Annotated in this window: 14 protein-coding genes; 11 read left to right on the top strand and 3 right to left on the bottom strand. The window is 36.2% G+C overall.

Annotated features, from left to right (window positions below; genetic code table 11):
* The first annotated feature begins 101 nt into the window (after window positions 1-101).
* The gene (locus WAX74_RS05685) at window positions 102-995 is read left to right on the top strand and encodes a DUF4349 domain-containing protein (RefSeq protein ID WP_336496691.1); all 894 of its coding nucleotides are present in this window, start codon (window positions 102-104) and stop codon (window positions 993-995) included.
* A gap of 36 nt (window positions 996-1,031) precedes the next feature.
* Here the strand turns inward: WAX74_RS05685 and WAX74_RS05680 are convergent, their stop codons facing one another.
* Window positions 1,032-1,205 carry a hypothetical protein gene (locus WAX74_RS05680; RefSeq protein WP_336496690.1) on the bottom strand — a complete coding sequence of 58 codons (174 nt, stop codon included), beginning with the start codon at window positions 1,203-1,205 and terminating at the stop codon, window positions 1,032-1,034.
* 205 nt (window positions 1,206-1,410) lie between these two features.
* Here WAX74_RS05680 and WAX74_RS05675 point away from each other — a divergent pair, with 205 nt between their 5' ends.
* From WAX74_RS05675 to WAX74_RS05665, 3 genes are all read left to right on the top strand, one after another.
* The gene (locus WAX74_RS05675) at window positions 1,411-3,306 is read left to right on the top strand and encodes a PrkA family serine protein kinase (protein ID WP_336496689.1); all 1,896 of its coding nucleotides are present in this window, start codon (window positions 1,411-1,413) and stop codon (window positions 3,304-3,306) included.
* A 197-nt stretch (window positions 3,307-3,503) separates the two neighbouring features.
* On the top strand, window positions 3,504-4,658 hold the full coding sequence (gene yhbH, locus WAX74_RS05670) for a sporulation protein YhbH (protein ID WP_336496688.1): 1,155 nt from the start codon (window positions 3,504-3,506) through the stop codon (window positions 4,656-4,658).
* Window positions 4,659-4,675: 17 nt separating this feature from the next.
* Complete coding sequence (locus WAX74_RS05665) at window positions 4,676-6,073, top strand: SpoVR family protein (protein WP_336496687.1); 1,398 nt, start codon at window positions 4,676-4,678, stop codon at window positions 6,071-6,073.
* A gap of 804 nt (window positions 6,074-6,877) precedes the next feature.
* On the opposite strand, the gene WAX74_RS05660 is transcribed toward WAX74_RS05665, so the two are convergent.
* The gene (locus WAX74_RS05660; RefSeq protein ID WP_336496686.1) at window positions 6,878-7,759 is read right to left on the bottom strand and encodes an SDR family oxidoreductase; all 882 of its coding nucleotides are present in this window, start codon (window positions 7,757-7,759) and stop codon (window positions 6,878-6,880) included.
* A gap of 161 nt (window positions 7,760-7,920) precedes the next feature.
* Here WAX74_RS05660 and WAX74_RS05655 point away from each other — a divergent pair, with 161 nt between their 5' ends.
* From WAX74_RS05655 to WAX74_RS05625, 7 genes are all read left to right on the top strand, one after another.
* Window positions 7,921-8,640 (top strand): gamma-glutamyl-gamma-aminobutyrate hydrolase family protein, encoded by a 720-nt coding sequence (locus WAX74_RS05655; RefSeq protein ID WP_336496685.1) that lies wholly within the window; start codon window positions 7,921-7,923, stop codon window positions 8,638-8,640.
* 181 nt (window positions 8,641-8,821) lie between these two features.
* Window positions 8,822-9,979 carry an ABC transporter substrate-binding protein gene (locus tag WAX74_RS05650; protein ID WP_336496684.1) on the top strand — a complete coding sequence of 386 codons (1,158 nt, stop codon included), beginning with the start codon at window positions 8,822-8,824 and terminating at the stop codon, window positions 9,977-9,979.
* Between the two features lie 128 nt (window positions 9,980-10,107).
* Window positions 10,108-10,992, top strand: coding sequence for a branched-chain amino acid ABC transporter permease (locus WAX74_RS05645; protein WP_336496683.1), 885 nt, complete (start codon window positions 10,108-10,110; stop codon window positions 10,990-10,992).
* Window positions 10,993-11,001: 9 nt separating this feature from the next.
* On the top strand, window positions 11,002-11,982 hold the full coding sequence (locus WAX74_RS05640) for a branched-chain amino acid ABC transporter permease (RefSeq protein WP_336496682.1): 981 nt from the start codon (window positions 11,002-11,004) through the stop codon (window positions 11,980-11,982).
* The gene (locus WAX74_RS05635) at window positions 11,954-12,727 is read left to right on the top strand and encodes an ABC transporter ATP-binding protein (RefSeq protein ID WP_336496681.1); all 774 of its coding nucleotides are present in this window, start codon (window positions 11,954-11,956) and stop codon (window positions 12,725-12,727) included. The genes WAX74_RS05640 and WAX74_RS05635 overlap by 29 nt, the downstream gene beginning before the upstream one ends.
* Window positions 12,720-13,430 (top strand): ABC transporter ATP-binding protein, encoded by a 711-nt coding sequence (locus WAX74_RS05630; protein ID WP_336496680.1) that lies wholly within the window; start codon window positions 12,720-12,722, stop codon window positions 13,428-13,430. Before WAX74_RS05635 ends, WAX74_RS05630 begins: the two co-directional genes overlap by 8 nt.
* Window positions 13,431-13,798: 368 nt before the next feature.
* Entirely contained in the window at window positions 13,799-13,981 is a 183-nt protein-coding gene (locus WAX74_RS05625; RefSeq protein ID WP_336496679.1) for a hypothetical protein, read from the top strand.
* Between the two features lie 38 nt (window positions 13,982-14,019).
* On the opposite strand, the gene WAX74_RS05620 is transcribed toward WAX74_RS05625, so the two are convergent.
* On the bottom strand, window positions 14,020-15,282 hold the full coding sequence (locus WAX74_RS05620; RefSeq protein ID WP_336496678.1) for an Nramp family divalent metal transporter: 1,263 nt from the start codon (window positions 15,280-15,282) through the stop codon (window positions 14,020-14,022).
* Window positions 15,283-15,511 lie beyond the last annotated feature (229 nt).

Raw genomic sequence — 15,511 nt, 5'->3', positions numbered from 1 at the left:
ACATTAGCAGAGTAGAATGATAAATAACTAAATCATTACATATTTTGTAACATTTTTAAGTCGGAATCGTCTGATTATTCAAAGACAGGGGGCAAATGGTAATGAAAAAAATAGTGTTATTTTTATTTTTTTCCGTTTTATTAGGCTTTCTTACAGCTTGTAGCGATAAAGAGATGGCAGAAGAAGCTAAAATGGAGGAAGCGAACGACTCTGCTAGCTACTCTGTTGAAGAAGAAAAGAGTTCAAACGAAATGGTAGAAGAGGATAGTCCTGTTGAAGATTCGGCTAATTCATCTGAAGCTGCTACTAATCGTATGATTATTCACAAAGCAATTATAAGAGCGAATGTGAAAGAACTAGCGAAGGCACAGAATAAGATCGAACAAAAAGTTAAAGAGTATGGTGGCTATATTGTGGAATCGAATGTATTTCAAGAAGATGACCAGTCAAGTAGTGGCAATATGATTATTAGAATTCCAGAAAAGTATTTTGAAACATTTTTATCCGATGCTGAAGAGGAAGCTTCAAAAGTGTTAGAACGTAATGTTACAGGGCAGGATGTGACGGAGCAATATGTTGATTTAACTTCTCGCATCAAATCTAAAAGAGTAGTAGAGGAACGTTTACTTACTTTTATGAAAAACGCTCAAAAAACCGAGGATTTATTAAAGATTTCTTCTGATTTAGCAAACATTCAAGAAGAAATTGAGGTACTTGTTGGTAAGGTAAATTATTTAGAAAATCAAACATCGTTTTCAACAATTGAGCTAGCTTTGTATGAAAACCGTGTAATTGTTCCTGAGATTGAAAACAATGATTTAAATACATGGGAAAAAACAAAGAAGCAATTTATTACAAGTACTAATGCACTACTTACTATGGTGTCAGGACTAACCGTGTTTTTTATTGGTAATCTACCAATACTACTGCTTTTGGGTGTCGTAATTATTGTAGTATTTTGGTGGATCAAAAAAAGAAAAATAGAAAAAAAATAAAAAAATGCGGTGTGCATCACACCGCATAATAAACTTTTATTCTCCGTCCTTGTCTTCTTCTTCAAGATCTTGTTCTACATCTTCTTCCATGTTGTCATCCACATCTGATTCATTTTCACCGTCTCCACAACCGGCCAATAAACTTACCGAAAGAAATGCTGCTGCTCCGATTTTCCACCATTTTTCCCCTGCAATTGACTTCATCGTCATAATAAATTCCTCCAATTTTAGTAGTATTGGTGATTTGATTGCTTATTGAGTAGATACCCGAATACAAATCACTTTTAAACTTAATAGTGAAAATAATGTGTAGGTAATGTACTAAAAGAATTTGCTACTACAAAAAGTAATAGGTATCATAAATTCTCTCCTTTCATACTATGTATAAAACAACGCCCCTGAATGGAGGGAATAAATGGATATTTTGAACAAGGTTAGGAACTACCGTGAAGAAGAGAATAAACTGAAGTGGGAAGGCACGTTCGAGGAGTATTTAGCCATTGTGAAGGATAGACCAGAAGTTGCCCAAACAGCACATTCTCGTGTATATAACATGATTAAAAGCTCAGGGCTAAAAGAGAGAGATGGAGTCAAGATGTACCATTTCTTTGGAAAAGAAATATTTGGATTAGAGACAGCGATTGAACGCTTAGTAGAAGAGTATTTTCATCCAGCAGCAAAAAGATTAGACGTTAGAAAACGAATTCTTTTATTAATGGGACCTGTAAGTGGAGGTAAATCCTCTATAGTTACATTGTTAAAACGCGGTCTAGAGCAGTATTCTAGAACAGATGAGGGAGCAGTTTTTGCTATTCAAGGGTGCCCCATGCATGAAGATCCATTGCACCTGATTCCACATCATTTACGTGAAGATTTTGTTGAAGAATACGGAATTCGTATTGAAGGCAGTTTATCACCGCTTAATACTATGAGACTGGAAAAAGAGTACGATGGACGAATTGAACATGTTAGGGTAGAGCGAATTTTTTTCTCGGAAGACAAACGGGTTGGAATTGGAACATTCACCCCATCGGATCCTAAATCACAAGATATTGCTGATTTAACAGGTAGTATTGACTTTTCAACTATTGCCGAGTTTGGCTCCGAATCTGATCCACGTGCTTATCGATTCGATGGTGAATTAAATAAAGCGAATCGTGGGATGATGGAATTTCAGGAAATGCTGAAACTAGATGAAAAATTTCTTTGGCATTTATTATCGCTAACCCAGGAAGGAAACTTTAAAGCAGGAAGATTTGCTTTAATTAGTGCAGATGAATTGATTGTAGCGCACACGAATGAAACAGAGTATCGTTCTTTTATCTCCAATAAAAAGAATGAAGCATTACACTCAAGAATTATCGTTATGCCTATTCCATATAATTTAAAAGTAAGTCAGGAAGAACGTATTTATGAAAAGATGATTAAGGAAAGTGACATGACACATGTTCATATTGCGCCACATGCGTTAAGGGCAGCGGCTATCTTTTCCATTTTAACAAGACTGGAAGTACCTAAAAAACAAGGCATTGATATAGTCAAGAAAATGCGACTTTATGATGGAGAAAGCGTAGAAGGATTTAACGAAATAGATGTGGAGGAATTGAAAAAGGAATCTCTGAACGAAGGGATGCAAGGAATAGATCCTCGTTACGTCATTAATAGAATATCGTCTGCTATTATTCGTAAGGAAATCCCATCGATTAATGCATTGGACGTATTACGAGCTTTAAAAGAAGGACTTGACCAACACGCTTCGATTTCACAAGAAGACCGTGAAAAATACATGAATTACATTGCTGTTGCTAGAAAAGAATATGATGAAATTGCTAAGAAAGAAGTTCAAAAAGCATTTGTTTATTCATATGAGGAGTCCGCAATTTCCTTAATGAACAATTACTTGGACAATGTGGAGGCTTATTGTAATAAAAACAAAATGAGAGATCCACTTACAGGCGAAGAAATGAATCCGGATGAAAAACTAATGCGCTCTATTGAAGAACAAATTGGTATTTCTGAAAATGCTAAGAAAGCATTTAGAGAAGAAATCCTAATTCGCCTTTCTGCCTATGCAAGAAAAGGAAAACGTTTCGAGTATAATTCCCATGAACGGTTGCGTGAAGCGATCCAAAAGAAACTTTTTGCTGATTTAAAGGATGTTGTGAAAATAACTACATCCTCTAAAACACCTGATGAATCTCAGCTGAAAAAGGTAAATGAGGTTGTGGCAAGACTAATTGATGAACATGGTTATAACTCCACTTCAGCAAATGAATTATTGCGATATGTAGGTAGCCTGCTCAATCGATAATAGGGAAAAACAAGACTAATTATTACATTGGTCTTGTTTTTTTATAAACAGATATAAAGTGCGACTATTCTACTTTTTTCATTAACAGATTCGGATGCCTGTGCTTCTTTTCATAGTCTATTGCACTTTTCTTATATACATTGGCAATAACTTTGAGTAGCTGGCATATGATAAACAATAGGTAGGTGTTGATGAAAATGAATGAAAAACAAGAGAATCATTACGTCATCTCACAGGAAAACTGGTCATTGCACCGTAAAGGTCATCAAGATCAGCAGCGTCATATGGATAAAGTGAAAGAAGCTATTAAAGACAATTTACCTGACTTAATCAGTGAGGAAAGTATTATTATGTCAAATGGACGAGAAGTAATTAAAATACCAATTCGTTCATTGGATGAATATAAAATTCGTTACAACTATGATAAAACCAAACATGTTGGTCAAGGGGATGGCGACAGTCAGGTAGGAGATGTGATTGCTCGTGATTCCAGTGAAGGAGATAAGGCTTCGGGCCAAGGGAAACAAGCTGGAGACCAAGCGGGTAAAGATTATTACGAAGCAGAAGTGACTATATCAGAATTAGAAAGTGTTCTCTTTAAAGAGATGGAACTACCGAATTTACAGCAAAAAGAACAGGCAAACATTATAACGGATAAAGTCGAATTTAATGATATTCGTAAAAAAGGACTTATGGGAAATATCGATAAGAAGCGTACAATTATGACCGCGATTAAAAGAAATGCGATGAAAGGTAAAGCAGAAATTTCACCACTTCATAACGATGATTTACGTTTTAAAACATGGGATGAAGTGACAAAACCAGAGTCAAAAGCAGTAGTTCTTGCCATGATGGATACGAGTGGATCGATGGGTGCTTTTGAGAAGTATTGTGCAAGAAGTTTCTTTTTCTGGATGGCTCGGTTTTTAAGATCGGAATATAAATCCGTAGATATTGAATTTATAGCACATCATACCGAAGCAAAAGTTGTAACTGAGGAAGCATTCTTTTCAAAAGGAGAAAGCGGTGGAACGATTTGTTCATCTGCATATTACAAGGCACTTGAACTTATAGAAGAAAAATATAATCCTAATCAATTTAATATTTATCCTGTTCACTTTTCAGACGGAGAAAATATGACAAGTGATAATGAAAAATGTATAAAACTTGTAAACCAACTGATGGAAGTCTCTAGTATGTTTGGGTATGGAGAAGTTAATCCCCATAGCCGATACTCTACATTAATGAACACGTATAAAACAATTGATGATCCAAAATTTCGCTATTATGTATTAAAGGATAAAAAAGATGTATATGTAGCTTTGAAAAGCATTTTTAAAGTGCCAAAATAAAAGAAAGGAGTCAATTAATGGATACGAAGCTTCATCATGCAATAGCGGAGATTACGGAAATTGCCTCTGGATTTGGCCTTGATTTTTACCCGATGCGCTATGAAATCTGCCCTGCTGATATTATCTATACATTTGGAGCATACGGCATGCCAACTCGCTTTACGCATTGGAGCTTTGGAAAGCAATTCCACAAAATGAAAATCCAATACGATTTTGGATTGAGCCAAATATATGAGCTAGTTATTAATTCGAATCCTTGTTATGCCTTTTTGCTAGATACAAATAGTTTAATACAAAATAAACTCATTATTGCCCATGTGCTCGCACATTGTGACTTTTTTAAGAATAATGTTCGTTTTTCCAACACAAGAAGAGATATGGTTGAAAGTATGACGGCAACAGCAGAAAGAATTGCGAATTATGAAATGATTTATGGAAAAGAGGAAGTAGAAAGCTTTCTTGATGCAGTATTGGCTATCCAGGAACATATTGACCCATCCATTATTAGACCTAAACTGCCGGAATATGATTTACTAGAGGAAGAGAAAGAAGATTTACGTAGAACACCTTACGATGATTTATGGAATATAGGTCAGTCAGCAAATAATAAAAAACCCTTTATTACAAAGAGAAAAAAGTTTCCTCCAAATCCTGAAAAAGATTTATTGTTGTTTATTCAAGAGTACAGTCGTGAATTGGAGGATTGGCAACGGGATATTTTAACAATGATGCGAGAAGAAATGCTTTATTTTTGGCCGCAACTAGAAACGAAAATTATGAACGAGGGTTGGGCTTCTTTTTGGCATCAACGAATTTTAAGGGAAATGAATTTAACTACAGATGAAACGATTGAGTTTGCTAAATTAAATGCAAACGTAGTCCAGCCATCATCGACGACTATCAATCCTTACTATTTAGGTTTGAAAATTTTTGAAGATATTGAAAAGAGATATAATCAACCATCAGAAGAGATGAAAAAGTTTGGGATTAAGCCAGATTCGGGTCGAGAAAAGATTTTTGAAGTAAGGGAAATCGAATCGGATATCTCGTTTATACAAAACTATTTAACGAAAGATTTAATGAAGAAGGAAGATTTATATCTATTTGAGAAAAAGAATGGTAACTATCAAATAACGGATAAAGATTATGAAAATGTACGAGATCAACTAGTTTCCATGCGAGTTAATGGAGGCTTTCCATACATTGTGGTGGAAGATGGTGACTATTCAAGAACTGGAGAATTGTATTTAAAGCACGGATATGAGGGAATGGAGCTTGACCCTCACTATTTAGAAAACGTACTACCCTATATTTATCAACTTTGGGGGCGTGCTGTATTTTTGGAAACATATGTAGAGGAAAAGCCAACCCTCTATTCATATGATGGAAAAAAGGTTTCTAGAAGTACTATATAACTTGTACTAAAAAAAGAATTTTAAAAACGGGATTCCATTAATTTGGAATCTCGTTTCAGATTGAAAAAAAGTCAGTTAGCTAATTGGTCTCAATTGCTTTTAGAAGCTTCCGCTCGACTCCTCCGGGAGAAGCGAGACAGACGAGACCCTGCGGGCGCGAAGCGAGGGCACTCAAAAACTCTTCAAGGTATTTCTTAGCGAGTATGTGAACGACATTTCGTTCACATACTCGCTTTTTGTATGGGCCCAGTTGATTTCCATTCCAGGCGGACGCTTTCCGCCGGCATGGCTTCAGCCGCTTCCCTTGCTCCTGCGCAAGCTCGTCGCAAAAATTAATTTCGCTACGCTCAGTCCAGGGTCTTCAGCTCATGCACCTGCCGCTTCGCTTTCGGTGCAGATAACATTTGCTATTCCGGCGGGAGTCGCCGCCTTCCACTACAATCAACTATTGAATGCTTACAATTAAGCATTTCTTCTATCTAAAAAAAATTGTATTCCTGTAAAAAAAATTAAATTACTAAATACAGGAAGGTGCTCCCCATTGGCCCGAGTGGCTCGGCGCCCGCCCGTGGAAAGCGAGCGGTAGTTCGGAAAACCTGTACTATCCTATATAAAAATAAATTCGAGTTTGTCTATAGCCTGAAAAGAATTCCATTAACTTGAAATCTCGTTATTAAGTTTGTCGTTCGATATGCTATCCTACTACTGCTAAACCAAAATTAATGAGTTGCTCAGATTTTTTTTACTATTAATAAAATGAAAATGAAAAGAAGCCTACCCGAGAAGGAGAGGCTTCTTTACAACTTAGGAGCCGACGAAGTCACCGCCATCGACATGAATGGTTTGTCCAGTCATATAGCTGGAATCGGAGGAGGCTAAGAATACATATGCTGGTGCGTTTTCAGCTGGCTGACCTCTTCTGCCGATTGGTGTATCGTCTCCGTGCTCTTTTACTTTCGTTTTATCGAAAGTTGCAGGAATAAGCGGCGTCCAGATTGGTCCTGGAGCAACAGCATTCACACGTATTCCTTTTTCGATTAAATTAAGCGCTAGAGAACGAGTAAAGGAAGTAATAGCTCCTTTTGTCGCAGAATAGTCAATAAGCTCTGGTGAACCGTTATAAGCAGTAATAGAAGATGTGTTAACAATCGTATCTCCCTTTGTCATATGTGGAAGTGCTGCCTGCGTTAAATAAAACATGGAATAAATATTAGATGAAAAAGTTTCTTGTAACTGATCCGGGGTGATCTGTAAAAAATCCTTTGTAGGGAATTGCTTTCCAGCATTGTTTACTAGGATATTAATCTGTCCAAATTCTTGAATTACTTCATCAACAACGTTTTGGCAATTCTCATCATCACTTAAATCTGTTTGTATTCTAAATGCCTTAACACCATATTCCTCTATTAGATTTACAGTCGTTTCGGCGTCGTCTTGTTCCTTTTCATCTAAATAAACAATCGCAACATTTGCTCCTTCTTTTGCAAAGGCTATAGAAACTGCTCGTCCAATCCCGCTATCACCACCTGTAACAAGTGCAACTTTTCCTTTTAATTTTTCGGAGCCTTTATAGTTTTTATCATCAAAGATAGGTGCAGGTGTCATTTCCTCTTCTACACCTGGTTGTTGGTTCTGAGTTTGTCCAGGAACTTCTTCATGAATTTTTTCATATTTATCAGTAGTCATGGGAATCCTCCTTAAAAATGTTATCTATAATATCTTTCCCTTATACAACTAAAACAAACTAAAAAAAGAAAGCAAAAAATTGGAATGGTACATTTCGTTTTTATTGAAATAATAGCGGGTATATTAAATTGAATGTATATATCAAGAACGGAGAATAGTATATGAAACCAATCATTGGAATAACAGTAGAAGTAAAAGAGGATGGTAATTATTTTATGCCCTCAGTTTATGGTAAAGCCATTTCACAAGCTGGAGGTATACCCGTATTAATCCCTCTTATTCCAGATATGGATATAGATGAGGCTTGTGAAAAAATCGATGGACTTTTTCTTACTGGGGGAGAAGATATAGACCCATCCTATTATGGTGCGGAACCAATAGTTCATCTAGGTAGAATCACACCCAAACTCGATGCAATGGAGTTTGCAACGGTACAGAAAATACTGGAGCTAAATAAACCTTATATAGGAGTTTGTCGGGGATTACATATGCTGAACATAGTTTCTGGAGGAACTCTATATCAGTCGATTCACTCGCAGCGAAAGGAGCCTGTTATTCAGCATTTACAAAAGGCGGAGCGAACACATAGGTCGCATACTGTAAAAGTAGAAAAAGATAGTCGTTTATATGAATTAGTGCAAGAAGAGGAATTCAAGGTGAATTCATTTCACCACCAAGCAGTAAATGAGGTAGGAAAAGGTTTACGAGTAGTTGCAAAAGCAATAGACGGAGTCATCGAAAGCGTGGAAAGCACGAAGCACAACTTTGTGTTCGGCTTTCAGTGGCATCCCGAGGAATTTGCAATGGAAGGGGACGAAGCTTCAAAACGCATATTCGAGGAATACATTCAAGCTGCATTAAAACGAAAAAGAGGAATATAGTTTAATGAAAGAGAGATATCACTTAAAAAAGTGTTATCTCTCTTTATTTTTATTAGCAAATAAAACTATTTAAAAATAATAAATATTCATATAATTATGAATTATATCTTTACTTTCTAAGACTAGTATTGTTTAATAATGATGTGTTAAAAAATTCAAATAATTCATCGGGGGAAAAGAAATGAGAGCGATTACTAAAACTACTTATCTACTATTTTCTGTATTTTTGTTGTTTTTATTAGCAGCATGTAGTGGTGAAGACACCGATGCTACAAGTGGTGAATCAGGAAGTGATACAGGAACTTTATCAGCAAAAATTGGGGTTATCTCGTATTTATCTGGACCTGGAGCTGCTTATGGTGAAGCTATAACGAATGGTTTAAATTTAGCTTTAGATGAAATTAATGAAAAAGGCGATGTGAAAATCGAACTTGTAGTGGAAGACTCTGCAGGAAAGCAAGATCAAGCATTAACAGTTGGTCAAAAGCTAATGAGTTCTGATGACATTGTAGCTATTATTGGACCAACTTTAAGTACAGAAATGAATGTCGTAGGTCCTGAGGCAGACATCAATGGAATTCCAATTATAGGTACTTCTACTACCGCTGCTGGTATTCCTCAAATCGGAGATTATGTTTTTAGAAACTCAATTCCAGAATCTCTAGCAATACCAGCTGCTTTGGAAAAAGCGGTAGATAAGTATGGAGTGAAAAAGGTTGCTATTCTTTATGGAAATGATGATCTATTTACTCAATCTGGATTCGACACAATGAAAAAAGTTGCAGAAGAGATGAAACTTGAGATAGTCACTATCGAAACTTTCCAAAAAGGTCAGTCTGACTATAATGCACAACTGACAAAGATTAAAGATCTTAACCCAGATTTAATTTTAGCTTCTGCTTTATATAATGAAGGCGCAGTAATCATGGATCAGGCAAGAAAAATGGGAATCGATGTGCCTTTTGTAGGTGGAAACGGATTTAATTCACCAGAGGTTATCAATATTGCAGGTAAAGCTTCAGAAGGTTTGATTGTTGCTACTCCATGGTTTGGTGATAAGCCAGATCAAAAGGTTCAGGACTTTGTTAAAAAATATGAAGAAAAATACAGTAAAAAGCCAGATCAATTTGCAGCACAAGCTTATGATGTATTGTACATCTTAGAAGAGGCATTAAAAAATGCTGGAGAATCAGATAGAGATGCGCTAAGAGATGCACTAGCTGAGATAAAAGATTTAGATGGTATCTTAGGTAGATTCTCATTCGATAAAGATGGAGATGTTCTCATGGAGCCTACAGTATTAATTATAAAAGACGGTAAGTTCCAACTATTTGAGTAACATTAAAAGAGTGGCAAAAGTAATTTTCTTTTGCCACTTATCTAATGGAAAGTTAATCTCTTAAAATAAATCGAGAGTTTTGATTTTCCTAAGTAGTGATAAAATTTCATATCAAAGGGTGAGATACATTGCTATTAGAGCAACTTATTAATGGAATTACATTAGGAAGCATTTATGCCATCGTTGCCCTTGGGTTTACTCTTGTTTTTGGTGTACTTGGAATTATTAATATGGCACATGGTGAAATTTTTATGGTCGGGGCTTTTGTTGGAGTAATGGTTACGAGTGTACTAGGTTTACCCCTGTGGGTTGCATTTATTGCAGCTATTGGAGTTACAGCTATTCTAGGGTACTTACTTGAAAGAGTTGCTTTAAGACCACTACGGGGAAAACAAGGTGTTTCCCATCTTGCTCCTTTAATAAGTACGATAGGAATATCTATTTTTCTAGAAAATCTTTCCCATCATATTTTTGGTGCAGGAAATAAGCCTTTCCGTAATAGTTTTGCAGAAATTCAATTCCAACTTGGTTCAATTACTATTTACCTCGTTCAAATAGTTATATTTATTATATCTATTGCTTTAATGGTTGCACTTTCATATTGGTTGTCAAAAACTAAGGCAGGTAAAGCGTTACGTGCTACAGCTGAAAATATTGAAACAGCAAGTATTTTGGGAGTAAACACAAAAAGAACGATTACAACTACAGTTATTATTGCTTCAGCAATGGGAGGAATCGCAGGAATTTTAGTTGGGATGGCATTTAACTCTGTAAACCCACAAATGGGATTGTCTATGGGTTTGAAAGGGTTAGCTATTATCATTTTAGGCGGTATGGGGAATGTAAAAGGGGCCATGGCAGGTGGATTAATCCTTGGTATAGCCGAGACAATAATGGTTGCTTACGGGGATTCAGGATATCGAGACGCAGTTGCTTTTATCATTATCATATTCATCCTTTTATTAAGACCTCAGGGGATCTTCGGTAAAAAGACAGCAGAGGCAGGAAGGTGATGTGACTCTATGATAGGCGAAATATTAAATCCATATTATTTACAAGTTGCTTCCTTTGTGATGATCAATATTATTTTAGGGATAAGCATATACATAACTCTTTCCTCTGGTCAGTTATCTTTAGGAAATGCTGGCTTTATGGGGATTGGGGCGTATACTTCTGCATTACTGACTATTCATTTGGGTGCACCAATTATAGTGGGAATTATAGCGGGTGCACTGGTTGCCGGTATTCTTGGTATATTGATTGGAATTCCTGCACTTAGATTATCAGGAGTTTATTTGGCTATTGCGACACTTGGTTTTGGTGAAGTTATTCGCGTTATCTTTGTTAACTGGGAATCTGTTACTAAAGGTTCAATAGGATTAGCTGGAGTTCCCCATCTAGGTAGGGAGTTATTTAATGCGATTTCTGGCATGGGATTTGATCCGGATATGCTTGGGTTAAAAAATAATCAAGTTATTTATCTACTTGTACTTCTCTTGTTACTCGTTATTAATATTTTTCTAATTTGGTTCTTCATTAGACAAAATAAGTCTCGGGTGGGGCGTGCGTTTGCAGCTATAAAAATGGACGAAAAGGCAGCAGAGTCAATGGGAATTAACATTACGTATTATAAAGTGCTGTCTTTTACACAAGGAGCCATTTTAGCAGGTTTTGCAGGAGCTATATATGCTCATGTAATGGGATATGTTAGTCCTGCAGATTTTGCTTACCACCGTGCAATTGAAATACTAATTTTCTCTGTGTTTGGCGGTAGTGAAGTAATCTGGGGGGCAATCTTTGGAGCTACTTTCATGACGATTTTACCTGAAGCTTTACGCTTTATGAGTGAATATCGTTATATGATTTATGGTACTATACTTGTCTTGATGATGGCATTCCGTCCTCAAGGAATAATAGATTTTTCAGTACTTCAATGGTTTAAAAAAGGCAGAAAGTCAAAAAGGGGGACCGACAATGGTACTGGAATTGAAAAAAATCAGTAAAAACTTTGGCGGAATCTCCGCTCTTACCGATGTCTCTTTTACGATAAACGAAGGAGAGATTTTTGGCCTAATAGGTCCTAATGGGGCTGGGAAAACAACCATGTTTAACGTTATTACAAATATGTTTCCTTTGACATCAGGAGAAATAAGCTTTTTGGGAGAAAATATATCCGGGATAAAGCCTCATAAAATTACGGACAAAGGAATTTGCCGAACCTATCAGAATATACGTTTATTCTCCCAGATGACAGTATTGGAAAATGTATTAGTTGGCGGCCATTCTAGAAGTAAATCAGGTGTTTTTAGCAGTGTTTTTCGTACGAAATTTCAACGAAAAGAAGAGAGCGTAATGCTAGAAAATGCAAAAGAACTATTAGAACTGGTTGGACTATCGGGATTTGAAGATGTAGTAGCGGAAAATTTGGCATACGGCCAACAGAGAAGATTGGAAATAGCTAGAGCCTTATCTAGTAGTCCAAAGCTATTATTATTAGATGAGCCTGCAGCGGGAATGAACGAAACAGAAACGGATGACCTGTTTACATTAATAAAAAAAGTACAAAAAAGAGGGATTACAGTTTTATTAATAGAGCATGATATGCCTTTTGTCATGAAACTTTGTGACAGAATCACTGTTTTGAATTTTGGTAAGAAACTTGCAGAAGGTACACCGGATGAAATTCAAAATAATCAAGAAGTTATTGAAGCATACCTCGGAACTGAGGAGGATGATCAAATTGCTTAAAGTGACGGGAATAGATACTTTTTATGGAAAGATTCAAGCACTTAAAGGGGTAAGCCTAGAAGTGAAACAAGGACAGGTAGTTACCATTCTTGGTGCCAATGGAGCGGGTAAAACAACTACGATGAAATCTATTTCAGGTTTATTAAAACCTAAAAAGGGGTCTCTAGAGTTTTTAGGAGAAGATATCACTGGGCTAAGGCCAGACCAACTACTTAGAAAAGGGATTGCTCTTGTTCCAGAAGGTAGAGCTATCTTGTCGAGTATGACTGTTATGGAAAACTTAGAAATGGGAGCCTACCATCGAAATGACAAAGATATTAAAAATGATATTGAAGAGGTAATGGCCCAATTCCCGATTTTAAAGGAACGAAGAGAACAGCTTGGTGGAACTCTTTCAGGAGGACAGCAACAGATGCTTGCTATTGCGAGGGCATTACTTTCAAAGCCTAAGCTATTATTGTTAGATGAACCTTCAATGGGATTGGCACCCTTAATAGTTGCCGATATTTTTAAAATGATACGAGAGATAAAAGAAAATGGAACAACAGTCCTATTGGTGGAGCAAAATGCAAGACAGGCTTTAAAAGTTGCTGACTATGGATATGTAATGGAAACAGGGAAAGTAATTATTAATGGAGAGGCAAAAGATCTTTTAGAAGATTCTAGAATTGTTGAAGCCTATCTTGGAAAAAAATCAAGTTAGTTAAAAGTTGGAAAACTCCTGTGTGAATAGGAGTTTTTATTTTTGGGGATTTTTACATTAAAGTTGTCTATTTAAATGACCAATAGATGGATTAATGTGAGTGATTGCTTGTTTGTAAGGTAGCATTCAGACAAATGCAGATCTGATATGACAAGTAATTATTGCGATTGTAGAATTATTGAAGAAAGATGTCAAATTGTTTATTGTAAGAGGAAGCTGTATTTTTTCAAAAGTAGTACAAAATGGCTCAGCAAATTGCCTTGCGTATATGGTGCGATTAAAAAAAGTAATTCAAATTATTGATGTAAAGTTAACTAGAATAAAAGCAATTCATTTGCACAAATTATACTTCATGGAGGTGAAAATTCATGTCAGGCAATAATAATAAAAATAAAATTAAGAAAAGTAATACATTAGACCGTGAAGAATACGGATATGGGTATGATCTTAGTCCGGATGATTTAGATGTGAGAGGCCTAAATGACGAGGCTGAGACAATTGCAGACAACGAAAATAAAGTAAAACCTACGAATAATAATCGACATAAATAAAATGAAAACCCGTTTATAAACAATAAACGGGTTTTCATTCACATAAATCTAGAGAAAATCTTAACTAACTCTTGTATTCCAAGATAACCAAACATTATTAAACAACCAGTTAATACAGCGTTTGGTACCCATTTGTTTCTAGACTCTATTGCTATTGTTTTTGAATTTAGTAGGAGCAGTAAAGAAAGTGCTAAAAATGGCATGAATATAGCGCCAAGTGCTCCATAAAGGATGATCAACTCAACTGGCTTGCCAAAGTAGAATAAAATCATTGGTGGGAAAGTAAGCCAGAATAGATAAAAGCGATATGCTGGGTCTTTCACAGATACTTCTTGTTTATTCTTACGGATTGTTTTGATGAAATCTGCAAATAGATAAGGAACGCCATTCCATACCCCAAGCAGAGACGAATATGCAGCGGACCAGAAAGCTACTAAGAACATCCATCTCATAGGTGTACCAAACTCTGCTCCTAGCATTTCAGAAAGTTTTATTAATCCTTCGTCATCTCGAATACTTACACCCGTTCCAGCTAAAAATTGTGCACCAATAATAAGACCCGCAAGAGTAAATAATCCAGTTAGTAGATAGGCGATTTTTGCATCTGTACGCATTGCAGCGATCCACTGTTTACCGTTCCAACCTTTTTCACGTAACCAATATCCATAAGAAGCCATCGTGATGGTTCCACCTACACCACCAATCAATCCAAGCATTAGAATGAAAGAACCTTGTGGAACACGTGGAACGAAGCCAAATGCAAAGTCACCGAAGCTTGGTAAAAATAAAGCTGCTGTACCAATAATCGTGATAAACATAACAGCGATTAATGCAGTCATAACTTTTTCAAAAAGAAGATATTTTCCTACCCAAATTAAAATAAATCCTACAATTGCATGAATGATAGACCAGGCCCAAACTGGCATAATAGGGAACATTGCGTGCATAGCCATGCCTGAAGTGGATGCTGCAGCAGCACCATAGACAAATCCCCAAATGATAGAGTAGACACCGAAATATCCTGTCGCCCACTTACCTAGTTGTTGCCAGCCATCTAACATTGTCTGACCTGTTGCTAAATACCATCTTCCTACGCCTTCATTTAGAAAGTATTTTAAGACAGATCCAACAATAATAGCCCATACAAATGTCATACCAAATTGAGTGCCAAGTACAAGAGAAGTGACTAAATCTGCTGTTCCGGCTCCTGTAGCGGCAACTACAATTCCGGGTCCGATATTTTTTAATTTTTCACCAAAAGTTCTTGGTGGAATAAGTTGTTGATTAATCTCCAAAGTCATATGTTTTCCCCCTTTATTCATGTAACCCCTTACATTTCCCCTAATGACAGATGACTGTGCATAAAGTAATAGATTAATAATTTGTACGCATAATGTACAAAAGTACGCTTTTCGGCAATGAATTTATTATAACCTAAGCTAATTAATAATATCAATAAAAATATTTAAATTAGTTAGATTTATCTAAAAACAAAATAGTGATGCAGAAGTTTCAACAATTAAGTTCTAT

Origin of the sequence: Psychrobacillus mangrovi (genome assembly GCF_037104765.1) — a bacterium.
In the GTDB taxonomy this organism is placed as follows: domain Bacteria; phylum Bacillota; class Bacilli; order Bacillales_A; family Planococcaceae; genus Psychrobacillus; species Psychrobacillus mangrovi.
This window is presented reverse-complemented; position numbering and strand designations above follow the sequence as displayed.